Origin of the sequence: Cytobacillus sp. Bva_UNVM-123, from assembly GCF_046351715.2 — a bacterium.
GTDB lineage: Bacteria > Bacillota > Bacilli > Bacillales > Cytobacillaceae > Cytobacillus.
Window position 1 is genome coordinate 408,345 of record NZ_CM177772.1, and the last position, 22,181, is coordinate 430,525.

Annotated in this window: 29 protein-coding genes and 1 pseudogene; 22 read left to right on the forward strand and 8 right to left on the reverse strand. The window is 33.9% G+C overall.

The window, feature by feature from the left end; all coding sequences use genetic code 11:
* Positions 1 to 645: 645 nt before the first annotated feature.
* The 4 genes from KDN24_RS02125 to KDN24_RS02140 all read left to right on the forward strand — a co-directional run bounded on the left by KDN24_RS02125 (position 646) and on the right by KDN24_RS02140 (position 2,947).
* A complete protein-coding gene (locus KDN24_RS02125; protein ID WP_409975051.1) occupies positions 646 to 882 on the forward strand; it encodes a hypothetical protein in 237 nt (78 codons plus the stop codon).
* Between the two features lie 185 nt (positions 883 to 1,067).
* Positions 1,068 to 1,523: a hypothetical protein gene (locus tag KDN24_RS02130; protein WP_491348275.1), complete on the forward strand. Its 456-nt coding sequence runs from the start codon at positions 1,068 to 1,070 to the stop codon at positions 1,521 to 1,523.
* A gap of 32 nt (positions 1,524 to 1,555) precedes the next feature.
* Complete coding sequence (locus tag KDN24_RS02135; RefSeq protein ID WP_409975054.1) at positions 1,556 to 2,380, forward strand: alpha/beta fold hydrolase; 825 nt, start codon at positions 1,556 to 1,558, stop codon at positions 2,378 to 2,380.
* A 15-nt stretch (positions 2,381 to 2,395) separates the two neighbouring features.
* On the forward strand, positions 2,396 to 2,947 hold the full coding sequence (locus KDN24_RS02140) for a TVP38/TMEM64 family protein (RefSeq protein ID WP_409975055.1): 552 nt from the start codon (positions 2,396 to 2,398) through the stop codon (positions 2,945 to 2,947).
* 77 nt (positions 2,948 to 3,024) lie between these two features.
* On the opposite strand, the gene fabZ is transcribed toward KDN24_RS02140, so the two are convergent.
* Entirely contained in the window at positions 3,025 to 3,465 is a 441-nt protein-coding gene (gene fabZ / locus KDN24_RS02145) for a 3-hydroxyacyl-ACP dehydratase FabZ (RefSeq protein WP_409975056.1), read from the reverse strand.
* 394 nt (positions 3,466 to 3,859) lie between these two features.
* Between fabZ and KDN24_RS02150 the strand changes: the two genes are divergently transcribed.
* The 3 genes and pseudogenes from KDN24_RS02150 to KDN24_RS02160 form a co-directional block, all read left to right on the forward strand.
* Positions 3,860 to 4,549: a DsbA family protein gene (locus KDN24_RS02150; RefSeq protein WP_409975057.1), complete on the forward strand. Its 690-nt coding sequence runs from the start codon at positions 3,860 to 3,862 to the stop codon at positions 4,547 to 4,549.
* Positions 4,546 to 4,971: a disulfide oxidoreductase gene (locus tag KDN24_RS02155; protein WP_409975058.1), complete on the forward strand. Its 426-nt coding sequence runs from the start codon at positions 4,546 to 4,548 to the stop codon at positions 4,969 to 4,971. The genes KDN24_RS02150 and KDN24_RS02155 overlap by 4 nt, the downstream gene beginning before the upstream one ends.
* A gap of 107 nt (positions 4,972 to 5,078) precedes the next feature.
* Positions 5,079 to 5,192: pseudogene (locus KDN24_RS02160) on the forward strand (DNA polymerase); the annotation flags it as partial.
* A 90-nt stretch (positions 5,193 to 5,282) separates the two neighbouring features.
* On the opposite strand, the gene KDN24_RS02165 reads toward KDN24_RS02160, so the two are convergent.
* Together KDN24_RS02165 and KDN24_RS02170 are read right to left on the reverse strand one after the other, a co-directional pair.
* Positions 5,283 to 5,459 (reverse strand): hypothetical protein, encoded by a 177-nt coding sequence (locus KDN24_RS02165; protein ID WP_409975059.1) that lies wholly within the window; start codon positions 5,457 to 5,459, stop codon positions 5,283 to 5,285.
* A 312-nt stretch (positions 5,460 to 5,771) separates the two neighbouring features.
* Positions 5,772 to 6,353, reverse strand: coding sequence for an LOG family protein (locus KDN24_RS02170; RefSeq protein WP_409975060.1), 582 nt, complete (start codon positions 6,351 to 6,353; stop codon positions 5,772 to 5,774).
* 92 nt (positions 6,354 to 6,445) lie between these two features.
* Between KDN24_RS02170 and KDN24_RS02175 the strand changes: the two genes are divergently transcribed.
* Positions 6,446 to 6,766 carry a MazG nucleotide pyrophosphohydrolase domain-containing protein gene (locus KDN24_RS02175; RefSeq protein WP_409975061.1) on the forward strand — a complete coding sequence of 107 codons (321 nt, stop codon included), beginning with the start codon at positions 6,446 to 6,448 and terminating at the stop codon, positions 6,764 to 6,766.
* 446 nt (positions 6,767 to 7,212) lie between these two features.
* Here KDN24_RS02175 and KDN24_RS02180 read toward each other — a convergent pair whose 3' ends face one another.
* Together KDN24_RS02180 and KDN24_RS02185 are read right to left on the reverse strand one after the other, a co-directional pair.
* Complete coding sequence (locus KDN24_RS02180; protein ID WP_409975062.1) at positions 7,213 to 7,809, reverse strand: TetR/AcrR family transcriptional regulator; 597 nt, start codon at positions 7,807 to 7,809, stop codon at positions 7,213 to 7,215.
* 180 nt (positions 7,810 to 7,989) lie between these two features.
* Entirely contained in the window at positions 7,990 to 8,214 is a 225-nt protein-coding gene (locus KDN24_RS02185; protein WP_409975063.1) for a hypothetical protein, read from the reverse strand.
* A 279-nt stretch (positions 8,215 to 8,493) separates the two neighbouring features.
* On the opposite strand from KDN24_RS02185, the gene KDN24_RS02190 reads away from it, so the two are divergent.
* Positions 8,494 to 9,135 carry a DedA family protein gene (locus tag KDN24_RS02190; protein ID WP_409975064.1) on the forward strand — a complete coding sequence of 214 codons (642 nt, stop codon included), beginning with the start codon at positions 8,494 to 8,496 and terminating at the stop codon, positions 9,133 to 9,135.
* Positions 9,136 to 9,365: 230 nt separating this feature from the next.
* Here KDN24_RS02190 and KDN24_RS02195 read toward each other — a convergent pair whose 3' ends face one another.
* Together KDN24_RS02195 and KDN24_RS02200 are read right to left on the reverse strand one after the other, a co-directional pair.
* Complete coding sequence (locus tag KDN24_RS02195) at positions 9,366 to 10,262, reverse strand: manganese catalase family protein (RefSeq protein ID WP_409975065.1); 897 nt, start codon at positions 10,260 to 10,262, stop codon at positions 9,366 to 9,368.
* 12 nt (positions 10,263 to 10,274) lie between these two features.
* Complete coding sequence (locus KDN24_RS02200) at positions 10,275 to 10,499, reverse strand: YuzF family protein (RefSeq protein WP_409975066.1); 225 nt, start codon at positions 10,497 to 10,499, stop codon at positions 10,275 to 10,277.
* A 271-nt stretch (positions 10,500 to 10,770) separates the two neighbouring features.
* Between KDN24_RS02200 and KDN24_RS02205 the strand changes: the two genes are divergently transcribed.
* The 10 genes from KDN24_RS02205 (at position 10,771) to KDN24_RS02250 (ending at position 17,428) form a co-directional block, all read left to right on the forward strand.
* On the forward strand, positions 10,771 to 11,175 hold the full coding sequence (locus tag KDN24_RS02205) for an anti-sigma regulatory factor (protein WP_409975067.1): 405 nt from the start codon (positions 10,771 to 10,773) through the stop codon (positions 11,173 to 11,175).
* Positions 11,172 to 12,605 carry an ATP-binding protein gene (locus KDN24_RS02210; protein WP_409975068.1) on the forward strand — a complete coding sequence of 478 codons (1,434 nt, stop codon included), beginning with the start codon at positions 11,172 to 11,174 and terminating at the stop codon, positions 12,603 to 12,605. The genes KDN24_RS02205 and KDN24_RS02210 overlap by 4 nt, the downstream gene beginning before the upstream one ends.
* A 121-nt stretch (positions 12,606 to 12,726) precedes the next feature.
* Positions 12,727 to 13,026, forward strand: a complete 300-nt coding sequence (locus tag KDN24_RS02215) for an STAS domain-containing protein (protein ID WP_409975069.1) — start codon at positions 12,727 to 12,729, stop codon at positions 13,024 to 13,026.
* A gap of 296 nt (positions 13,027 to 13,322) precedes the next feature.
* The gene (locus tag KDN24_RS02220; protein ID WP_409975070.1) at positions 13,323 to 13,550 is read left to right on the forward strand and encodes an AbrB/MazE/SpoVT family DNA-binding domain-containing protein; all 228 of its coding nucleotides are present in this window, start codon (positions 13,323 to 13,325) and stop codon (positions 13,548 to 13,550) included.
* A complete protein-coding gene (locus KDN24_RS02225) occupies positions 13,551 to 14,291 on the forward strand; it encodes an ABC transporter ATP-binding protein (protein ID WP_409975071.1) in 741 nt (246 codons plus the stop codon).
* Positions 14,284 to 15,006, forward strand: a complete 723-nt coding sequence (locus KDN24_RS02230) for an ABC transporter permease (RefSeq protein WP_491348276.1) — start codon at positions 14,284 to 14,286, stop codon at positions 15,004 to 15,006. Before KDN24_RS02225 ends, KDN24_RS02230 begins: the two co-directional genes overlap by 8 nt.
* A gap of 27 nt (positions 15,007 to 15,033) precedes the next feature.
* Positions 15,034 to 15,417 (forward strand): hypothetical protein, encoded by a 384-nt coding sequence (locus KDN24_RS02235; protein ID WP_409975073.1) that lies wholly within the window; start codon positions 15,034 to 15,036, stop codon positions 15,415 to 15,417.
* Between the two features lie 18 nt (positions 15,418 to 15,435).
* Positions 15,436 to 16,137, forward strand: coding sequence for an undecaprenyl pyrophosphate synthase (gene uppS / locus KDN24_RS02240; protein WP_409975074.1), 702 nt, complete (start codon positions 15,436 to 15,438; stop codon positions 16,135 to 16,137).
* 62 nt (positions 16,138 to 16,199) lie between these two features.
* A complete protein-coding gene (locus KDN24_RS02245) occupies positions 16,200 to 16,883 on the forward strand; it encodes an HAD family hydrolase (protein WP_409975075.1) in 684 nt (227 codons plus the stop codon).
* A gap of 131 nt (positions 16,884 to 17,014) precedes the next feature.
* The gene (locus tag KDN24_RS02250; protein WP_491348277.1) at positions 17,015 to 17,428 is read left to right on the forward strand and encodes a YjdF family protein; all 414 of its coding nucleotides are present in this window, start codon (positions 17,015 to 17,017) and stop codon (positions 17,426 to 17,428) included.
* Positions 17,429 to 17,537: 109 nt separating this feature from the next.
* On the opposite strand, the gene KDN24_RS02255 is transcribed toward KDN24_RS02250, so the two are convergent.
* Entirely contained in the window at positions 17,538 to 18,410 is an 873-nt protein-coding gene (locus KDN24_RS02255; RefSeq protein WP_409975076.1) for a GNAT family N-acetyltransferase, read from the reverse strand.
* Between the two features lie 374 nt (positions 18,411 to 18,784).
* Here KDN24_RS02255 and KDN24_RS02260 point away from each other — a divergent pair, with 374 nt between their 5' ends.
* From KDN24_RS02260 to KDN24_RS02270, 3 genes are all read left to right on the forward strand, one after another.
* Positions 18,785 to 19,951, forward strand: a complete 1,167-nt coding sequence (locus KDN24_RS02260) for an MFS transporter (protein ID WP_409975077.1) — start codon at positions 18,785 to 18,787, stop codon at positions 19,949 to 19,951.
* A 290-nt stretch (positions 19,952 to 20,241) separates the two neighbouring features.
* The gene (locus tag KDN24_RS02265; protein ID WP_409975078.1) at positions 20,242 to 21,099 is read left to right on the forward strand and encodes a MerR family transcriptional regulator; all 858 of its coding nucleotides are present in this window, start codon (positions 20,242 to 20,244) and stop codon (positions 21,097 to 21,099) included.
* Between the two features lie 137 nt (positions 21,100 to 21,236).
* Complete coding sequence (locus KDN24_RS02270) at positions 21,237 to 22,136, forward strand: phosphotransferase enzyme family protein (protein ID WP_491348278.1); 900 nt, start codon at positions 21,237 to 21,239, stop codon at positions 22,134 to 22,136.
* The last annotated feature ends 45 nt before the right edge of the window (positions 22,137 to 22,181 follow it).

Consider the following 22,181-nt stretch of genomic DNA (forward strand, 5'->3'; position numbering starts at 1 on the left):
TTTATAAATTAGTCCAATGAATTTAGATTTGGTGAAACAATTTATGACTGCGTAACAAAATCATAATTAATATCCAAAAGAAGGAAATGCCATGAGCGTTTCTTTTTTTGAATACAAAACTATACGAAAATGTAAGTTATTAGTGTGTAAATAAAATGCTTTTATTTAACGATGTACACAAGAAATCTTAAATTTAATGGAGGATGCTAGGACTTCCTTTCTAGTAAAACTGCACGATCTGTTGCTTGAACTTCTATGTAAAGACACAACGCTCTCTTAATCATGTAGGTTCTTCTCTTAGCATTAGTTATATTCTACTAGACCTTAATAATTCCGTCCATTTAGGTATAGCATATCCACTTTTATTTTAATTGTTTATTTCGAATTGATTATAAAATAATTAAGAAAACAGTTTAATTATAAAATCTGGATTTTTTTAATCTCTATTAAGATGCTCCTTTGAAAGTAACGGTGCTTGCTCCCTTTTTAACAGGTAAAATGCTTGAGGAAATTATTTAGAATGTAAAGATTGAACAACAATAAACGCCTTTTTCTCCATCACATAAGATAGGAGAGGATGGAGTTTTTATCTTATAATCATATTTTCATAATGTACGCTTTAATCGAGATCATTCTTAAATTAAAATGATTCTTGAAGAGGTTGGGGAAGAAGCTACTTTAATCATTCGATCTGTAAAACAAACTGGCCTAACGATTAATGAACAGCCGGAAGTTAGGCTTCAAATTACCTTTTCCTATCGGTTTGAAACTATTGAAAAAGAAATTAAAATGATTGCTAATTTACTTGCACCGCCACAAGTTGGAGATTGCATTCAGATTATTTATGATTCAAATGATAAAGTTTATTTGCTAGAGAATTGAAGTGCTGTACTAGCTAACTGTCAATCATTCGATTAACAATGCATTGCTCTCTTAAAAAACGTTAAATAATCCCAATTCTAGTTGAGTTTGTACATCCGTTTGTCTATGATTGAGAGATAGGCGGGGGTTTTTTTGTTGCTCCAAACGACGGCATGAACATCGTAATCGAGGTGAATTTTTTATTCATGAATGAAAAGATAGAGAAAAATAGATTTGTTAAAAAAGCAACTATTGTTGTTTGGGCAGGAGGATTGTTCGGAATCATTATCCTAATCCTCTCAAATATCCTTCATTACCCAATTGGAACTCTTGCTTTACTAGGAATAATAAATTTAATTGGATTTTTAGTATATCGCTGGGTTTCTTCCTTTTCAAATAAAAAACTGCCTTTTGAGTCATTAATGAAAGACGTTGAATTTCCTGACATTATTTTGAAAATGAAAGAAATTGGCTTTGAACTTGTTTTTGCACTGTTATTATTGGCAATTGGCATTGATCCGTTAAAAGATTTGACTGAACTAAAAAAACCGACCTTTTCAATCAATTATCTATTTTTAGATTTAGCGATCATATTTGTCTTTTTATCGATATTACCGATGATTGGATGGTACATTTATCAAAAATATAAGAAGATAGAATGAGTTTTTATCATAGAACTTTGGGGTGAATGGGGATGCCATTTTGTAAAGTGAATCATGCTAATTTCTACTACGAAGATTTTGGGGTTGGGAAGCCGATCATTATGATACATGGGTTTTCTCCAGACCATAGATTAATGAGCGGCTGTATGGAACCGATTTTTAAAGAACGGGATGGGTGGAGACGTATCTACATTGATCTTCCCGGAATGGGTCAAACGAAAGAATATGAACAAATAAATAACTCTGATGAAATGCTAGATGCTGTCATAAACTTTATCGAAACGTTAATCCCAAATGAACCGTATTTAATTGCTGGAGAATCTTATGGGGGTTATCTCGCAAGAGGAGTCATAAAGAAACATGAAGAAAGAGTTTTAGGTGCTGCCTTTATTTGCCCGATGATTTTACCTAGAAAAGAAGATAGAGTGCTTCCAGGACATACAATTATTTATTCGGATGATGAGTTTTTAACGAAATTAACGAAAGAAGAAGTAGAGGCTTTCAGTTCAAATCAAGTTGTTCTTGATGAATATAATTGGGAGCGATATTCGAATGAAGTATTAGCTGGCTGTCATATAGCTGATCAAGAATTTCTAACTAAAGTCCAGAAAAAATATGGCTTCTCTTTCAGCTTGGATAAGGTTACGTTCGATAGACCTAGTGTATTTTTGCTAGGAAAACAAGATTCTGTAGTTGGCTACAAAAATGCGTTTGAAATTCTTGATCATTTTCCAAGAGCCACATTTGCTATTTTAGATAGGGCTGGTCATAACTTGCAAATTGAGCAATCAAGCTTGTTTCATGCCCATATGAATGAATGGTTAGATAGGGTGCTAGAATACTTGAGATTAAGTTGAGTTGGATGTGAACAGATGCAGGAATGGATTCTCACTTTCCTAGGGACAGTAGATCTACGATTAGCCGTTGTGATCAGTATATTGCTCCAAGTAATCATAGCTATATTAGGGATTGTCCCTTCCATTTTTATTACGGCGGCTAATGTCGCCGTTTTCGGTGTGATGAATGGATTTATCTTATCAACAGTCGGTGAAGTTCTTGGTGCACAAGTGACTTTTTATCTTTATCGTTACGGATTTAAACAGCCACTTCAGAAGCGTATTAACAATCGCTGGTTCGAGCGCCTTTTTAATCACCGTCAGAATATAGGTTATGCAATCATTTTACAAGGAAGGCTTATTCCTTTTATTCCATCTGGGTTAGTTACGTTTTACGCTTCTGTAAGCTCAATCAGTGGGTTGCATTTTTTTATAGCGTCCACACTCGGAAAACTCCCAGCTATGCTTCTAGAAGTGTTAGTGGCTTATGGGGTGCTGCAGTTGGATGCTATGTATCTCATAATTTGTTTAATCGTTGTTGTTTTTGGGATTTTCCTTTGGACAATAATGAAACGCAAATCAGCTTGAACCAATGGGTTTTAGTTTAATAAAAAAATAACCTTATGCAGGAGAAGTTGTACAGCTTCTCCTGCGTAAGGTGTTAATTATGACCCTTTAGTATTGTCATTTAGAGCGAATGTCACTTCTGCTTCACATGCGATTTCGCCATCTACAGTCGCAACAGCATTAGCTTTAGCAATGAAACCGCGAACTCTTGTTATTTCGACTTCAAGACGTAGCTGGTCACCAGGGTGGACTTGTTTTTTAAAACGGCAACGATCAATACCAGCAAATAACCCAATCTTTCCCCGATTTTCATCCTTCATTAACATAATCACGGCACTCACTTGTGCTAATGCTTCAACAATTAGAACACCTGGCATTACTGGGTAACCTGGAAAATGACCATTAAAAAAAGCTTCATTAGCAGAAACATTTTTTATTCCGACTGCACGTTTTCCTTCCTCTACTTCGAGAATTCGATCAACTAATAAAAAAGGATAACGATGTGGAATTATTTCTTGAATTTGTTGCGTATTGAACATGAATTTCTCTCCTTTAATAATTATTCTTAAATTCCATTATTTACATTATGAGTCATTGACATTAATTAAGACTTGATACTGATATTAAATCATATAATCAGGTATAAACATAGTGAAAAGTACAAACATATGCTATCATGATCGGCTCTAATACGAAGTTTGTTATGTTTTATTTCACTTAAAAAAACGTGCAGAATCCGGATGCCTCATCCAGCTACTGCTCGTGCTTTTTAATAAAAATAGAGATTTTACTAGAATTATAAATTTATCTAATCATGCCCTTGATAAATGTTATCTCAATTCTTTTGAATAGTTTTCCGAATTTGATAAAATAAAAACTGATACTAAAAATAGGGAGGAAAAATATGATTAAAAGATTAAAGGAGAAGAGTAGATGACGGCAAAGAAAAATTCTTCAATTAAATTCATCGTTATTATTACATTATTTATTTTTGCATCTTTGACTGCTCTCGTTATTTTAAATAATAAGAGCACAGAAAAGAATAATGATATTAGCTTTAATAAACAACCATCTCTAGAGGGACAGCCAATATTAGGAGATTTAGATGCACCTGTAACGGTTGTTGAATTTGGTGACTATAAATGTCCAGGATGTAAATCATGGAGTGAAACGCATTTTCCACAATTAATGAAAGATTATGTTGATAAAGGAGATGTTAAATTTTCGTTTGTCCACGTACTTTTTCATGGTGATGAATCGAAAGTGGGCTCTTTAGCTGCTGAAGCAATTTATAAACAAAGCCCAGAAAGCTTTTGGATCTTTAATAAAGAGCTATTTAAAGCACAGCCAACAAATGCAAATCATGATGAGCCATGGTTAACGATGGATAAGGTTAATGAGATTGCAGGAACGATTCCTGGGATTGATCTAGAACAGTTGAAGAAAGATATGCAGGATCAATCAGTAATCGATGAAGTAAATAGAGACACGAAGCTAGTGGAAGAGTTTGATGTTCAAATGACTCCAAGTATTATGGTAAATGGTACTATGCTCGAAGATCCATTTGATTATAATAAGATAAAAAGTCTGATAGAAAAAGCTTTAGAAGGTAAAGACAAGTGAGGAATAGAAATCAAATATATTTATATATAGCTTGGATCGTTTCAATTGTAGCGACACTTGGAAGTTTGTATTTTAGTGAAATTAGAGGTTTTATTCCTTGTGAGCTTTGCTGGTATCAACGAATTTTAATGTATCCTTTAGTTCTCATACTTGGAATCGGAACATTCCAAAGTGATTTTTCGATTAAAAAATTCGTTCTGCCGATGGCACTGATAGGCTGGCTTATTTCTTTCTATCATTATTTAATACAAAAGGTGCCTGGCTTTGCCGAGATAAAGCCTTGTGTGAATGGGGTCCCATGTAGTGCCCAATATATTAATTGGTTCGGTTTCATTACGATTCCTTTTTTAGCCTTAACAGCATTCACTATTATCATCATTTTAATGTTTCTTTTGAAGAAATCATCAAGCAAGTATTATTAAAAACGAACCGTTTGACACATAAGAAAAACGAAGCATCTGCTAAGAGGACTTGGCGAATGCTTCGTTTTTTTAATAATATCAGAATTTATATATTTAAAGTTTGAGAATTGTCTAGCATTCGAAATAAATACGGTAAAACCGCCATTCTTAGAGCCGCATCCTATACAAAAGGTGGTACAGCTATACAACGTGCTGGCATGATTGGTGGACATAAACAATAGCTCTCGTAAGAGAGCTATTGTTCTTTGCGTTTTAAACGCTTATAAAAAAAACCGACTAAAGTCGGCTTTTCTTTCTCATCTTCTCTTTTTCTAAATTAGTTTCTGCGAAGAGTTTATTTTTTCAAACTCTTCTTCTGAAATTTTTACTAATTCCTCATAACCGCAATCTGCACATTGTCCAAACTCAGTTTCTTCTTGTCTACCTTTGCAATTTGAACATTTATAAAATTTCATTTTACATTTTTCCAATCTTTTTAGGTTTTTCATGCTGATCCACCGTGAGTTCTTATATCAAAAATTTGCTGTGGATTTTAAAAAAAGTCGCGTTGTTTGTAAAAAAGTCGCGTTGTTTGTAAAAAAGATGCGATGTTTAAAATAAAGTCACGATGTTTATAAAAAAGTTACGAATCTTTGCCTATTAGAATGTAATTTGTCTGATGAAAATGAGGTAGAAGCACTTTCTTTTAGGAGAGTGTGTGTTTTTACTCTTTGATTAGAATAGGAAATGGATTTAAGGAAAATTTCATTTTAAATAGGAAAAACAGACCAAGGTAATAAATCGGTCTGTTTTTTTATCTATCAAATCTGTTTTTCAGTAATGTAAGTTTTTACAGTTGGTGGTTCATATGTATTAAATTTATCAAGTATCCCTTTTGGTTCACTATCTACTAGTGTCATTGTACGGTACTTTTCATGTAAAAACTGTTCGTCTGACATATGATTAAATAACGTAATAAGAGGATCATAATAATGATTAATATTTAAGAGCCCACATGGTTTATTATGAAGTCCTAATTGAGCCCACGTAAAAATTTCAAAGAACTCTTCTAAAGTTCCTGGCCCACCAGGCAAAGCTAAAAATCCATCTGCCAAATCTGCCATTTTCGCTTTTCTCTCATGCATAGAATCTACGATGATAAGCTCTGTTAAGTTTTTATGGGCTATTTCTCTATCATCTAGAAAACTAGGCATAACACCAATTACATATCCTCCTTCTTCTAAAACTGAATCTGCAACAGCACCCATAACTCCAACACTCGCTCCACCATAAACAAGTGCAATATTTCGTTTTACTAGTTCTTTACCAAGTTTTTTTGCAGCTTCTATATAGATATCAGATGATCCATTACTTGATCCACAAAATACGGCTAACCTTTTCAATATATTCCCTCCTAAATCATAACTATTAAATATTATATAAAACTTTCAATTTTTTGTTAAACTTAAGATATTAAATTGGGGGTTAGATGAAAATGAATGTCACTGAATTTCAACAATGGGTAAAGGAGTATTATGAAAGTAGGGGCTGGTCTGAATTAGACATTTTTATTCGTATTGGTTTTTTAGCAGAAGAAACGGGTGAAGTTGCACGAGCTATAAGAGCCCTTGAGATAGGTAGGGATAGACCTGATGAAATTAAGGGATCTTATGAGGAAAATAAACAAGAGTTAACTGAAGAATTAGGGGATGTATTAGGTAATTTAATTGTGATTGCAAACAAGTACAATATCCCTCTAGAAGAAGTTTTTCAATCGCATAAAAAGAAACTATCAGAACGTTATTCAAATAATTAGTAGTATAGTGGAGTATCTTACTTTAAAAAGTAAACAACTATTGTGGCTTTAAATAAAATTATTCGATTAGTTTGAGCGAAAGTTTCAATCAATCTTTTTTATAAAAATCAAATTAGCAATTAGAATAGAGGCAACCATTTTGATCAATCTTTGTTCAAAATGGTTGTCTTTCATCTACCACAAAATAAAGCTTCATCCAATCTTTTTAATCAAAATTCTTTCATTCTTCTTTTATCAATATTCTGATGTAAATATGATTTTTCAAAAGCATTTAAAATATTTGTATTCCTTACATTTGCATCAAGTGATAGTGCAGCTGCCTTTGAGGGTGTTACATCTGATGTGGCGCATTTTGCCTGCCCTCCCTCTCCCTACGATAAGTCAACATCAACTCGTTTTACTCGTTTTGTTTCCTTTACGTCGCTGGGCAAGGCGCTTGCGCTTTTCTAATTAAAAGCGTCTTTAATGCCATTAAATAGAATATTGACAGATTCAATGAGAGATTCCTCAATTTCCGCCAGGCGATTATGACGATAAAAATGTGTATCTAATACATGAAAATAAACCGTTACAATTAAATCTGCAATTAAAGATTCATTAAATGTTTTTGATTTTTGTCCAGCTATTAATAGATCTTTATAAATATTTGACAAATCTTTTCTATTCTTCAATTCAAACTGATAAACAGCTTCTCCACCTTCTGAAATCCCTTTTAAGGCGGTTTTTGCATCGAATTCAGATTTTTTGACTAATCTTATATCCTCTAGCAAAACGGCGATAATTTTTTCCTTCGTACTCATAGATGGAGAAAGCTTGTCAGCAAATTGTTTCAATACGATAGCTTGATTACGGCCAAACTTTGCAAGGATATCTTCTTTAGAGGAAAAATAGTTAAAGATCGTTCCTTTAGACACACCTGCTTTTTCGCATATATCCTGCAAAGTTGTATTAATAAAGCCTTTTTCTTGAAAAAGACTCATACCCGCTTCGAATATTTTTTGTTCCATTTGATATTTTTTTTTAGCAGCTCTCCCAACAATCATCTCGATCTCACATCACATCCCGTTAATAAATTGTTTATTTAACTATACCAAATTTCAAGTGACTATTTTATGAATATTGATAATATATTTTTAGCATAAGGAATGTATCACAAGTTCTAGGTTAGTAGGAAAGTTTATTAACGTACTAAAGTAAAATAAAGTTAAATAATAGTAGCGTTTCTAATTTAAAAACGTTTTTTTATTAGCTGTTTCCTTCTCTGCAAGCCATAGTTGGATATGGGAAACAATCGTATATAGAAGGAAAAAATTCATTGCCCATATATTTATAAAAGGTCCAAGCCCGCCGATTTCAATCGTATGATAGCCCTTTATGATGACAACTATGTATATCTCTATGAAAACAAGAAAAAATCCTCCAATACTTGCAATCGCAAATCGAACCATTTTCCATCTTCCTTTTTAAATTTATTTTTATCATTTTGCTACTATCACAAGTTGTTTGATTAGAGTGAACGGAGTATAAATTGTGTAGACAATTTATACTATATTTATATAATATAAACAATTTAGACGGTGGTCAATATTTAATTCGTTTTTTATTGTTTTACCTTACTAAAATTTGCAAGATAGTTTAGAAGAGAATTTTTCTTCGTAACGAAGTATAATAAGTATGTGTAATTTGAAAAAAAACAATAATAGTCGAATTGTAGAGGAGTAGAAAGAGTGCAGGTCATAAAAGGCATAATTGATTTTATCTTACATATAGATAAACATTTATTAGAAATTGTAAGTCAATATGGTACTTTGACATATCTTATTTTATTTTTAATTGTTTTTGGTGAAACAGGATTAGTCGTGACTCCTTTTCTTCCAGGAGATTCACTATTATTCGTAGCTGGTACAATTGCAGCACAAGGCTCCCTTAATATTTGGCTACTGTTAACTATTTTGTTCGTTGCAGCTGTCATCGGAGATACGGTTAATTATTGGATAGGGCATTATATTGGACCAAAAGTATTCGAAAATAATCGGTTTAAATTAATTAATAAGAAGTATTTACTGAAGGCCCAAGATTTCTATGAACGAAAAGGTGCGATCGTAATTGTAATTGCTAGATTTATTCCTATCATTAGGACGTTTGCACCGTTTGTAGCTGGCGTAAGTAAAATGAATTTTCGGGTATTTGTCATTTTTAATATTTTTGGAGGAGCTTTATGGGTGCTTACGATGACATTAGCTGGATTCTTCTTCGGAAGTATACCGATTATTAAGGAAAATTTTAGCCTCGTTACGATAGCTATTATTATCGTTTCACTCATTCCGGTTATCAAAAGCGTTATTGAAATGAAAACTAAAAAAGAATAATAGTAGGGACAATGGGTTTGACCTAATGTTTTTTACTAACGAAAGAAAAGCCATCTGATCCATAAAGAGGGCTTTTTTCATGTGTTTATTAAAGTGTTTAGCTAAATTAAGCCTAATAGGGAATAGATATGCCGAGGGAAAATAACAGAAAGTATCCTTGTAAATTTGGAGTTTTAGGGACACTTTCCAGTTTACTTGTTCCTTCGCCACTGGGACTGCCCCCGTGGCCTTTATAGATTTTCCATTAAGCGTTTTGCGATTTTTGCATATACATCGGGGTCGATTCCGGGGGCAAATTCCTCAGGTAGATTATCTAAATTTGGAATGGGTGCTCCTTTTGGTGCACCTTCTTTCACAATGAGTGGATTACCGCTTTCTGGATTCTTCCCCTTCCATATTTGCCGAATATCAACGTAATCACCGACGTCATTCCAAGTATACAAAACGTCTGCTAATCCCTGTTCTTCAAATTTTCTAGTATGGTCAAACTTTGTATTTGATAAATCAGGAATTGGAATCATTTTCTTTACATCTACACCTGTGGCAATTTCTAAAGCCTTTGCATAGGCCAACACATGTGTTCCACCACGAACTAATAAATACCCAATCATTTCTCGGGCAGTTTCATGCTCGGTCATTTCATATACTCTCATCTTATGTGTGCGAGCGCCTATCTCTAAGAAGAAGTTATGAAGTAAATCTAACACTAAGTTTCCACTATTAAACACATTGTCCCCAGTCCAAGGACGTCCCATCGAATCCCCAGCTAAAGCGGTTTGTGCGGTTGCAATGAAATGATATGTACTTCGATTATCCTTTCCTTCTCGTAATGGTGCAACATCTGGATCACCCGTATAGAATGTATTGCCTCTCGATAACAAGTTGATTGTATTGGCAACTAGCTCCACATGGCCAAATTCCTCCGCTGTAATACTTGCGACAAGATCATAAAAAGGCTTCAGCTTATCTTTTTGGCGGAAGTTAAACGATTGATACATATAATTATTCAACGTAGACATTTCTCCGAATTTTCCGCCTAAAAGCTCTTGAACGGCTGCAGCTGCATTCGGGTCTCCATGATCTGGAATTGGAAGGTTGATTAACAGGCGATTCTCACGTTTAAACATTGAATTTACCTCCTATCCTTTAGGAATAACCCAGACAATTTGTTGTGTGCGAATAAAGAAAGAAGATCCACCTGATTCAACGATAATGTGATCAGGCATAACAGATTTCAGACTACCTGAAACAGTCCCCTTTGTTGTTTCCACGATAACCATCGATTTGATAATACTTTGAAGAGTATGATACACGTAAGGATCAATATGACTCACATAAGACGACGTTTCTTGATTCATGCTCATGTCACTCCTTTTTCTGAAAAAACTTAACCAATTCAATATATGAGTTTAGGATGAAAGTTATGTTAAAAGTGGTCTCTGCTGACTATTTGGTTCAGTTGGAACAGATTTAATTGTTATGTATTTTTCGAGTGTTAAGAAAAACTCCCCTAATTTTAAAATTATAGTAAACTTCCCCTGTTTTTTTAAAAAATGTAGTCGTAAATGTATACAAGTGTGCTAAAATACTCTTAATATTCACACTTCTATTTTAGGTAAAGGATTTGAGACTAATTTGTACAGAATTGCTATAGAACGGGAAGATGATGTATACATGGCAAGTACAATAGGAAGAAGAGTGGCAAAAGAGTATGACTTAAATAAAAGCCAACAAACTAAATTAATTGTTTCTATTATGGAGCTAACCCGAAACATTGTGTTTTATGCTGGTAAAGGTGAGCTTCAAATCAATCCAATTCCTCCCTATAGCATTGAGATCATCGCCATTGACCAAGGTCCAGGGATTCCAAACCTAGACCAAATTTTTACTCAATCATTCACCTCTAAAACTGGTTTAGGGTTGGGTCTATCTGGAGTGAAGCGCCTAATGGACGAATTTGAAATTACGAGTATCATGAACAGTGGCACGAAGGTGAGAGCAGTAAAATGGCTCAATAAGGGAGGGACCCAAAAACGATGAAATCGCCTTCCTCAAATCAAGTTTCATACGGAATGATTGAACTCAATCCTGAAGGAGCCATTCAAAAAATAAACAATGAAGGAAAAAGACTATTAAGTTTAGATGAGAGTGACTCTAGTTATCTATTTCACAGAATAACAAATAATGAAATTAAGACAAAGCTGCATGAATGTTTTATGGGGAAATGCAATGAGTTTATCGTGACCATTGATACACAACCGCACTTTTTTTTATTTCACCGTACATTTAAAGAGCAACGACTAGACAAGATTCATATATACATATTTAATGTCAGTCATATACAAAGCTCTCATGAACATAACAACTGGAATAATCAATTATTATCCTCCATTGGTGAAATGGCAGCCGGAATTGCTCATGAGGTGAGAAATCCTTTAACGGCAGTAAAAGGGTTTCTTCAATTAATGGAACAAAGCTTTAATCAAGAATATGCTCAAATTGCTAAAAGTGAATTGGACAGGGCAATACAAACGTTAAATGATTTAATGAGCGTATCGAAGCCAGAGTTTTCTCAAGAAAAACATTCTACCTTCAATATTTGTTCAGAAATCGAAGCAATTTTACTTTTATTTCAAAACCAGCTTTATCATATAAATTTAATTAAGAAGTTTGAACATGAAAATGCTATGATCAGCGGCAGAAAGGATCAAATAAAAAAAGCGCTGTTTAATTTAATAAAAAATGCGATTGAAGCGATGGCCGAAGGCGGTACGTTAATCTTTGAACAATATGAAGATGCTCATGGTGTTCATCTTAGCATCTCTGATTCTGGAATGGGGATCCCAAAAGACAAGCTGCGTTTACTTGGCACTCCCTTCTTTACATTGAAACAGGATGGAAAAGGAATGGGTCTTGCACAAGTTTTTAATGCGATACAAAGCAGCAACGGAAAAATTAGCGTCTCAAGTGAGACAGGTCTTGGAACGACCTTTTTTCTTTCATTTACGAAAACACTGCAGCATTCAAACTCATATACAGGGGGTCATTCGATGATACAATCAGTCAATACAAAGAGGGAATTAGCACAGTTTTTAATCGACAATTTAGATTTTTATAAAAAAGAATGGATTCAATATATACATACGAATAAAAGCTATTTAACATCTTTATTAAAAGAAAGCGGCCTTATAGAAGAGTATGAAGAAGAAGGGAATCCGATTATTAAAGTTGTAACGGAAAATATTCTTGAGCTAAAAACAGAGGAAATTATGGATCAGGCAAAGGAAAGAGGCTATAGAAGTGCAAAAAAAGACTTTCCAATCCATTTATCCTTGGAGCTTTTCCAATCAGCCCGTGGGATCATTTGGAATGCCATCAAGGTATTTTATGTTGAGTCCAAACATGCTCTTAGCATGGAAGAGTTTTTTGCTTTAACGTTATGTAAACGATGTCATCGATTTATTTATTGATTCGTATACGGCATATTATGTAAATTATAAAAATGAATTATTAAAAAGCCATCGTGAAACCGTAGACGAATTATCTGTTCCGATCATTCCGATTGCTGAGAGAGTGAGTATTCTTCCAATAGTGGGCAATGTTGATACATATCGAGCAAAGAAAATCCGTGAAAAGACGCTGCAAAAGGTAAAAGAATTAAAATCCGAGCAATTAATCATTGATATTTCAGGTGTTCCTTTTATTGATACATCTGTTGTTAATCATTTATTTAAAATTGTCAAAGGTATAAAATTATTAGGCTGTTCAACCATTTTAACAGGGATCAGCCCTGATATTGCAGATACGATGATTGAACTCGGAATTGAAATTGATAATGAGTTAAAAACAAAGTCTGACCTTCAGCAAGCATTACAAGAAATAAAGCATTAACATTTTCAAGTGGTAACAGGCATTTTTCTAAAACAGTGTGATTTAAGAAATTAGATCATGCTGTTTTTTCTGTGTAAAAACAAAATCGTCGTCGGAATCATTGAGCAAGCCTCGCCGTGAACGAAGTAGTCGCCAAGCGCAGTGAAATGAAGCCGACGACATTTTACATTGAGGGTTGAGAGCAGATGTTTATGACTGTTTTTTTATATTTTTATGGATTTATCTGACAATTGTTGTATAATAAGTATGAAAAGTATAACTAATCATACTAAAATGAATTATAGGAGGGAATTTCAATGAAAGGACCAGATGGAAAATACATTTTTGGAACAGTAAGGGTAGGAGAAAAAGGGCAAATTGTCATTCCAAAAGAAGCGAGAGATGTTTTTAATATTAAACCCGGCGATACATTGCTTTTATTAGGTGATGAACAGCAGGGCATTGCAATCGTAAAAAATGAGATAATGTTCAAATTTGCGCAAGATATTTTAAGTGCACAAGAAATACGAGAGGATGAGGAATAATTGGAAGCAATCATATTAAATCATTTGACGAAGAAATATGATGAACATCCTGTTGTGAACGCTCTTAATTTCTCGATTGAAAAAGGAGAGTTTTTCGCTTTGCTTGGAGAGAATGGTGCTGGAAAGACAACATTAATCAATATGCTGTGCTGTTTATTAACTCCGACAGCTGGTGATGCTCTTGTGTTCGGGAATAGTATTCGTACTAAAGTTGATGCGGTGAAGCAAAAAATTAATATTTCCCCTCAAGAAACAGCAGTTGCACCGAATTTGACGATTCGAGAAAATCTTGAGTTCATTGCAGGTATTTATGGCAGTTCCAAGATGGAAGCGAAAGAAAAAGCGACGGAAATGCTTCAAACATTTGGACTTGCGGAACGGCAAAAGGATAAGGCAAGAACATTATCTGGTGGTATGCAGAGGCGATTAAGTATTGCGATGGGGCTAATTACAAATCCTCATATCCTGTTTCTTGATGAACCGACATTAGGGCTAGATGTTCGCTCAAGACGTGAATTGTGGGCGACGCTTTCCAAATTAAAAGGAAAGATGACGATTGTCTTAACGACACATTATTTAGAGGAAGCAGAAGCACTTGCCGATCGGATTTGTATTTTACAGAAAGGCTCTGTAAAAGCGATCGGCATTGCAAAAGAAATGAAAGACAGTACAAATACAACATCATTTGAAGACGCGTTTCTGGCTATTTGTGATCGCGAGGTGACATATGAGCATGCTTAATTTTGCAGAAAGAAATCGAAAAGAGATTTTTAGGGATCCACTTTCTATTATTCTCGGAATAACGTTGCCCTTGCTGCTTCTTATCGTTTTTACAACGATTGAAAAAAATGCTCCACTCGATACATTTAAAGCGAATAACTTAACACCAGGCTTGATTGTATTTAGTTTTGCCTTTTTAACGATGTTTTCGGCAGTGTTAATTGCGAAGGATAAGCAAAGTGCATTTCTAACTAGATTGTTTGCCTCACCATTAAAGATAGTGGATTATATAAATGGCTACGTCTTGCCGCTAATTCCACTTGCCTTTTTACAAGGAATTATTTGTTTTATTGTAGCCAAATTCCTCGGATTAACGTCTAATCTAATAGAAGTTCTGCTGAGTATGTTAACTCTTCTACCCATTGCTCTTATGTCCATCTTCTTTGGACTATTTTTAGGTGCGTTGTTTACGGAAAAACAAATTTCTGGTATTGGTACAATTTATATTACAGCAGTGTCTTTCTTAGGAGGGGCATGGATGGATATAAGTATGCTAGGCGAGACATTTGAAAAAGTGTGCAATGCCTTACCTTTTGTCCATTCTATTCAATTAGCTCGTGATGTATTAGCTGGGAGCTATCATACATTTCATGTTCATTTTTTGTGGAGCATTGGATATGCTGCACTCGCCCTACTAGTTGCTGGATTAGCATTTGTTCGTATGTGTAGAAGATAATGTTGCTTGAAAAAGGAGGGAAGTCTAATGAACTCAGGAATAGCAGTCATGGCGTTAGTTTGTGGGATATTAATGATTTATTTTTTAACCCCGTTAAAACGGGAAGCGAGGATAGAATCTCAACAACATTCTAAAATGAACTTTTCCATCGCTTTTAAGAAGAGTTTAGTCAAAACTACATTTCACATTAAGGCAATTTTTGCTTTTCTACTGTTGCTGCTTACCTTGATAGCAATTTGGTGGTATCATGTCGATCTTGAATGGTATAACAGGGAACATGGAATTACTATGTTGATTGATCCAACTGCACAAGCATTTCGCTATATGATAGCCGTTACAGCATATGCAGGGCTAATCTATTTTCTTTTAATCGTAAGAAGATCATTTATTCTATTAAAGAAGTCTCTTTAAGGATGAGGGGGAGAAGCTTTGGAACTTGGCACTATGACACATATTGCGATCATGATGGATGGGAATGGAAGATGGGGAAAGCAGAGAGGACTTACAAGAAGTCAAGGTCATTATGCTGGTTCTAAAGCAATGGAAAGATTAATTGAGGCTGCATTAGAATTGGGTATAAAAACTTTAACATTATACGCATTTTCGACGGAAAACTGGACGAGACCAAAAGAAGAAGTTAATTATCTTATGGATTTACCTGCACAATATTTAACTGAAAAGTTACCAGAATATAGGCAGAAGAAAATAAAAATTTGTATTTCTGGTGATGTAGAAGGACTTCCGAATCATACACGAAAAGCAGTCATGACTGCGGTAAACGAAACAAAAAATAATGATAGATTAATTGTTAATTTCGCGCTGAATTATGGAGGAAGAAACGAAATATTGTTTGCTGTTAAGTCATTAATAAAAGATAGTAGTCATACGAAAATAACAGCTGAAGATATAAATGAGGAGCTTTTAGAAAACTACCTTTATACAAAGGGATTGTCCGATCCTGATATTATTATTCGAACTGGCGGAGAAAAAAGGCTTAGTAATTTTCTGTTATGGCAATCTTCTAAGTCGGAAATGTGGTTTACCGATACATATTTTCCTGACTTTAACAAACATATGTTAATTCAAGCAATTAATGAGGTTAATCAAAGAAAAGTGATGAATAAAATATAGGTACTATTTCTTCTGATTGGATAGATTTTATTTGTCCAAGCAATAAAGATAGGGGCAAAGAGATGAAAGCTGTTTTATTTGATTTGGATGGCACTTTACTAGATCGGGATGAATCGATAAAATCCTTTATTGCTAAGCAATATGAAAGATTTAAAATATATTTTAACCACATAAAAAAAGAAATGTATTGTAAAAGATTTATTGAACTAGATCATCATGGCTATGTTTGGAAAGATAAGGTGTATGAACAGCTAATAGATGAATTCGACATAAAGGGCATATCTCATGAACAGCTATTGCATGATTATCTTGAACAATTTAAATATCATTGTATTGCATTTAGCAATCTTTACGAGATGTTAGAAAAATTAAAGGATATGAATATTGTTTTAGGAATCATCACGAATGGTAAAGGGCCATTTCAATTAGATAATGTGAAGGCATTAAATATAGAAATGTACTTCGATGTCATTTTAGTATCTGAATTAGAAGGAATAAAGAAGCCTCACCCACTCATCTTTTCACGAGCGCTTGAAAGGTTAAATGTTTCACCATCGGAATGTATTTTTGTTGGTGACCATCCTGAAAATGATGTTATTGCTGCACAAAGTGTAGGAATGGTGGGCGTTTGGAAGAAGAATGACCATTGGAGTGGGGTAAAGGCTGATTATGTGATTGATGATTTAGGTGAGTTATCATTAATCATTAGAGATCTATACAATAAAGTTAGTAACAAGTTCTTATGATACATTTATATGTGAAATGAAAAAACACAATTCGGTTGGTAGTCCGGATGCATTAATTTAGTAATGTCAGTAGCCTTCCCCTCCTCGGGATGTCCATCATTTCATTGAAATTATTAGAGGGGGGAATCGTTATGTCATTAACGATTTACTATGATGGCCAGTTTTGGATTGGAATTATTGAAGTTGAACAAGATGGAAAATTAAAAGCATTTCGTTATGTGTTCGGAGCTGAACCTAAAGATATTGAAATCCTTAATTTCATCCATAATAAGTTACTGAAGATTATTAATAATGCTCATCAAGCAGGGGTAGCTTCAAAAGAGCAACCGATTAAAAGGATAAATCCTAAGCGTTTGCAGCGCCAAGTAGCTAAAGAAATGAAAAAAGTGGGTATTTCTACTAAGGCTCAAGAAGCGTTGAAGCAAGAATATGAAGAGAGAAAAGAGGAAAAGAAAAAATTTAATAAACAGTATTATGATGAAATGAAGGAAAAGAAATATCTTATTAAAAAGCAAAAAGCGAAAGCTAAGCATAAAGGAAAATAGATCAAAATAATGTAAAAAAAAGAACCGTTCAAAATAATTGAGCGGTTCTTTGAATGTTTCTGCATCCATTAATATAATGTGACGAACAAGAAAAGTAGGCTAAACATATTTATAATTCTTTAGTGAGAAAACATAAATCATGTACATGCTTAAAGCCGATCTTCTTGTATAAGCTAATGGCTTTATCATTACTTGAGTTGACACAAAGCGTTATGGAATTAATCTTCTCAAATGTAAAAAGCCATTTAAGCGCAACTGTCAGCAATTTTCCTCCAATTCCTTTTCCTCTTTCAGATTCTCTAACAGCAAAAAATTCTATGCTCCCTTCCCCAAACTTTGGTTCTGCCTCTACGTAAATATATCCAGATAAATCATTTTGATTCGTAAGAATAAATACTTTTCTGTTTGAATTTATTCTATGAACAATTTGGTCCCCGTTAAAATAAGTATGAGGAAATACTTCGTTATGCAATTTTTTCATTGCCGGAATATCCCTTTTACTTAATTCAATCATCTCTATATCTGCTAATTCATTCTTATCTTCTTGATGGAAGGTTAGGATTGTTTGTTTACTTTGTTTACTAAAGCTATGATATTTAGCAAAATTTCGGGCATTATGATTTTTGATGTTAGGAAACATACTTAACGAACGAATGTCAGAAGGAAGCAAATTGCTCATCTTTCTCCATAAAGCATGAACCACATCCCATTTATCTTCATGAATAAACGGTCCCCAAATCTCAGCACTATTATTTTCAAGGCATGCATCAAAACCTAACAGACCGATTAATTGATTTTGTTCATATGCCCCAACAAAGCTATCCGTGTATTTAATATCTGAAAGATCATTAAGTAAGGAATTCGCAATTTCTTTGCTATCTTTACCACAATAACCGATATGTGATTTCTCTTTATTGTTTAATTGCGAAATAAATTTCGAAATGATTTCAACATCTTCTATTTTCATTACTTTTATTTCCATTTATACTAACCCCCTGTACGTACTAAGTCATCAATATTATTTAAACATAAGATTCAAAAAATTGATAAAATATCTTAGAAAATTCCAAATTTATATTCATTCACAAAGCCTATGGGGAATGAGATGAAGAATTGCAGCCCATAGGCTTTTTAATGAATGAGGTTTTATTTTATGGATAATAACCGGCGTGCTAGAGCCAATTTCCGCGATTTGTGCGCGTTACTCTAATAAGTTGCTTTATTTTCAATACAAAAATGAAGGTAAAATAGAGAATAATAAGGACAATTCAATTAAAAATAAATAAATTGATTGACTCTCCCCTTGGGGGAGGCTTTAAATTATATTTTGTAGGTAAAAAAAAGGGGTAGAGTAGCATGAAGAAACACAACATAATGTTAGGTATCGTATTAATGAATTTATTCATTGCTTTTTTAGGGATTGGTCTTGTTATTCCAGTTACTCCTACAATTATGAATGAGTTAAATATATCTGGGACAGTTGTCGGTTATATGGTTGCAACTTTTGCTCTCGCACAGTTAATTGTCTCGCCTATAGCAGGTCGCTGGGTTGACCAATTTGGACGTAAAAGAATGATTATTATAGGTCTAATCATCTTTGGACTTTCAGAGTTTTTATTCGGAATCGGAAAAACAGTTGAGGTGCTTTTTATATCGCGGATGTTAGGTGGAGTTAGTGCGGCATTCATTATGCCAGCTGTGACAGCGTTTATTGCAGATATTACAACCATTGATACACGCTCAAGTGCACTCGGTTATATGTCAGCTGCGATTTCAACAGGATTTATTGTTGGACCTGGTATTGGCGGATTTTTAGCGGAATTCGGCTCTCGTGTACCGTTCTTCTTTGCCGGCATTCTTGCTGTATTTGCGGCAATCTTATCCACCATTTTATTGCATGAGCCAGAAAGAAATCCAGAAAATGAAAAAGTGGCAGTACAGAAAACAGGAATTAAACGTATTTTTGCTCCAATGTATTTTATCGCTTTTTTGATTATCTTAATTTCGCAATTTGGTTTAGCCGCTTTCGAATCGTTATTTGCCCTATTTGTCGATCATAAATTTGGCTTTACACCGAAGGATATTGCTATCATCATAGCAGGCGGCGGCATTGTTGGAGCCATTTTTCAAGTTGGATTATTTGCTCGTTTAACAAAATGGATTGGTGAAATTCGTTTAATTCGGTATAGCTTAATTGTTTCGACCATCCTTGTTTATTTCACAACTATGGTGAATTCATACTTTAGCATTTTGCTTGTTACGGTAACAGTATTTGTCGGATTTGATTTAATGCGACCAGCAGTGACAACGTATTTAACAAAAATAGCAGGCAATGAACAAGGCTTTGTTGGTGGTATGAATTCAATGTTTACAAGTATTGGAAATGTATTTGGTCCAATAGTTGGCGGAATGTTATTCGATATTGATTTAAACTATCCTTTCTATTTCGCAACGGTTGTTTTAGCAATTGGGATTGGATTAACACTTGCTTGGAAAGAGCCTGCATATCGAACAGCAAATTGATCAGAAAAGAAGCTGACCCAGAAGGTCGTTAATTAATATTAGCGTTTATAATACCGCATAAGAAAAGCTAGGGCATTCGCCGAAAGGACTTGGCGAATGCCGAGTTTTTCTAATTAAAGTTCATTCTAATTTTTGCGCTGAGTTGATTGGAGTGGAAGACGCGAAGAGTCTGGAATAGAAATCAACGGACAGATTAATAAGAATATAAAAAAAGATAGTGCTCCTAAAAGTTATCCTTACTTTTGGGACACCATCTTTTTTACTAGTTTCATGTAGGGGACGTGATAGAAATGAATGAGAAGCTTTATACAATTGGTGAAGTCTCTAAGCTAATGGATATATCCATTAAAGCCCTTCGTTATTACGATAAAATCAACTTATTTAAACCTGCTTATGTCGACCCTGAAACGAACTATCGCTATTATGAAGACTCTCAAATTTACCAACTAATTTTAATAAAATCATTAAAATATATTGGTACTCCATTAGAAGAAATAAAAAAAGTATACAAATTAAAGGCAGATGATTTTCTCGCATTTCTAACAGAGCAAGAATTACTCGTAAGGGAAAAAATAGATTCCTTATTAGAAGTGGAACAAATTATCTTGAATGCTAAAAAGGGAATTCAAAGACAAAAGAAATATCCTCCACTTGGCGAAGTATTTCTTTCAGATGAAGAGGAAATACAAATTATCCAATTAAAAGTCGAAGGAATTGGGCCTAAAAACATTATTAATGCCTCTTACAGTCGATTAATGAAATTTGCTGCACCAACAGAAGGATTTCGCAATAATGGCTACGGTACGATCTTTCCATATCAGCCTTATTCACATATTGATGAGATTACGTATCAATATTTATTTACCCCCGTTTTAACAAAAAAACAAATTTCGTTGCTTGCACAAGATACTGAAGTCGCGATCATTCCACAAGGTAAATACGTTTGCATTACCTTTAGTAGCCTCTCACATGAAGATTATTTTTCGAATTTACAAAAACTAATTCATTATGTGGAAGAGAATCAATTAACGGCTATTAGTGATATATACGACTCGATTGTACATATTCATTATTCTCCAAATGGATATGAAGAATGCATGCTTGAATTGAAAGTACAAGTGAAAGATAGCACGGATAACTTGAAGTAAAAGGGATAAAATGGTTATTAAAGGGATTTAGTGCCTAATTGAAGAATAGTAGACATATAAAGCCTTTTGGAGGTATTTATATGTCACTGTCTATAACGTCAATACATGAATTATGCTCACTCTGGGGTTTGGGAGAAGTGGAAGCGAAAAAACTTTCAGAGCGAGCGACTTTATTGGAAACGGAAAATGGAGAAAAATATATTTTAAAGCTAAAGGCTAGTACAGAGAATGCAGCAAAAGAAATTGAACTATTGAAACAAGTAGATAAAGTGCTAAATGTTCAGTTTCCGCTATTGAAAAATAATGAAGAATATATTGTTACTTATAAAAATGAGAATTACTGTCTCTATCAATATATTGAAGGAACGGTATTGACAGCAAAAGTTGTCATTACAAGTGATCTTCCTCCTAAATTGTTAGGCAATTCGTTAGCTATTTTACATAAAGCGATGAATATACCCGAACTACATGTGAATTTCCCTAGCAAAGTTTTATATGAACAAGTTTACAATTGGGCTATTCATGAAATCTCTTCATTAAGTGAAAATGACCAAATTACATACATTTTTTCTAAATTGCACTTAGAATTAAAACGACGTATTGAGTGTTTGCCTACACAATTAATACATAGAGATGCACATATCCATAATTTCATTTTTCGAGAAGATGAATTTTCTGGAGTTATTGATTTTGACCTTGTAGAGCAGAACGTGCGTATTTTGGACTTATGCTATTGTTCCACTAGTGTTTTGAGTGAAATATTTCCTGATGCACTCTTAAGGGGATCTTGGATTAAATTTGTTGGCAATTTGTTTAAACATTATGATCATGAAAATCCTTTATTAGAAATGGAGCTTGAAGCAGCATGGTATGTAATGTTATGTATTCAAGCGATTTTCATGGCTTATTTTGTGAAGTATCCATCTATATTTGAAATAAATAAAGCTATGTTTATATGGATATATGAAAATAAAGGAAAGCTTGAAAACGAACTAGCTCAAATAAAATTAAACACCCTCGATAAAAGAAAAAATTAAGTACCTAGAGGGTGTTTTTTGAATAATATTATAGTTTTGTTCCCT

What these genes read in the sequence shown, in the direction of transcription:
- KDN24_RS02125 (WP_409975051.1), top strand. Translation starts at nt 646, where the DNA reads ATGATTCTTGAAGAGGTTGGGGAAGAAGCTACTTTAATCATTCGATCT.
- KDN24_RS02195 (WP_409975065.1), bottom strand. Translation starts at nt 10,262, where the DNA reads ATGTTTAAACGTGAGAATCGCCTGTTAATCAACCTTCCAATTCCAGAT.
- KDN24_RS02135 (WP_409975054.1), top strand. Translation starts at nt 1,556, where the DNA reads ATGCCATTTTGTAAAGTGAATCATGCTAATTTCTACTACGAAGATTTT.
- KDN24_RS02210 (WP_409975068.1), top strand. Translation starts at nt 11,172, where the DNA reads ATGAAATCGCCTTCCTCAAATCAAGTTTCATACGGAATGATTGAACTC.
- KDN24_RS02140 (WP_409975055.1), top strand. Translation starts at nt 2,396, where the DNA reads ATGCAGGAATGGATTCTCACTTTCCTAGGGACAGTAGATCTACGATTA.
- KDN24_RS02235 (WP_409975073.1), top strand. Translation starts at nt 15,034, where the DNA reads ATGAACTCAGGAATAGCAGTCATGGCGTTAGTTTGTGGGATATTAATG.
- KDN24_RS02175 (WP_409975061.1), top strand. Translation starts at nt 6,446, where the DNA reads ATGAATGTCACTGAATTTCAACAATGGGTAAAGGAGTATTATGAAAGT.
- KDN24_RS02165 (WP_409975059.1), bottom strand. Translation starts at nt 5,459, where the DNA reads ATGAAAAACCTAAAAAGATTGGAAAAATGTAAAATGAAATTTTATAAA.
- fabZ (WP_409975056.1), bottom strand. Translation starts at nt 3,465, where the DNA reads ATGTTCAATACGCAACAAATTCAAGAAATAATTCCACATCGTTATCCT.
- KDN24_RS02185 (WP_409975063.1), bottom strand. Translation starts at nt 8,214, where the DNA reads ATGGTTCGATTTGCGATTGCAAGTATTGGAGGATTTTTTCTTGTTTTC.
- KDN24_RS02130 (WP_491348275.1), top strand. Translation starts at nt 1,068, where the DNA reads ATGAATGAAAAGATAGAGAAAAATAGATTTGTTAAAAAAGCAACTATT.
- KDN24_RS02245 (WP_409975075.1), top strand. Translation starts at nt 16,200, where the DNA reads ATGAAAGCTGTTTTATTTGATTTGGATGGCACTTTACTAGATCGGGAT.
- KDN24_RS02250 (WP_491348277.1), top strand. Translation starts at nt 17,015, where the DNA reads ATGTCATTAACGATTTACTATGATGGCCAGTTTTGGATTGGAATTATT.
- KDN24_RS02220 (WP_409975070.1), top strand. Translation starts at nt 13,323, where the DNA reads ATGAAAGGACCAGATGGAAAATACATTTTTGGAACAGTAAGGGTAGGA.
- KDN24_RS02265 (WP_409975078.1), top strand. Translation starts at nt 20,242, where the DNA reads ATGAATGAGAAGCTTTATACAATTGGTGAAGTCTCTAAGCTAATGGAT.
- KDN24_RS02260 (WP_409975077.1), top strand. Translation starts at nt 18,785, where the DNA reads ATGAAGAAACACAACATAATGTTAGGTATCGTATTAATGAATTTATTC.
- KDN24_RS02200 (WP_409975066.1), bottom strand. Translation starts at nt 10,499, where the DNA reads ATGAGCATGAATCAAGAAACGTCGTCTTATGTGAGTCATATTGATCCT.
- KDN24_RS02230 (WP_491348276.1), top strand. Translation starts at nt 14,284, where the DNA reads ATGCTTAATTTTGCAGAAAGAAATCGAAAAGAGATTTTTAGGGATCCA.
- KDN24_RS02180 (WP_409975062.1), bottom strand. Translation starts at nt 7,809, where the DNA reads ATGATTGTTGGGAGAGCTGCTAAAAAAAAATATCAAATGGAACAAAAA.
- KDN24_RS02255 (WP_409975076.1), bottom strand. Translation starts at nt 18,410, where the DNA reads ATGGAAATAAAAGTAATGAAAATAGAAGATGTTGAAATCATTTCGAAA.
- KDN24_RS02150 (WP_409975057.1), top strand. Translation starts at nt 3,860, where the DNA reads ATGACGGCAAAGAAAAATTCTTCAATTAAATTCATCGTTATTATTACA.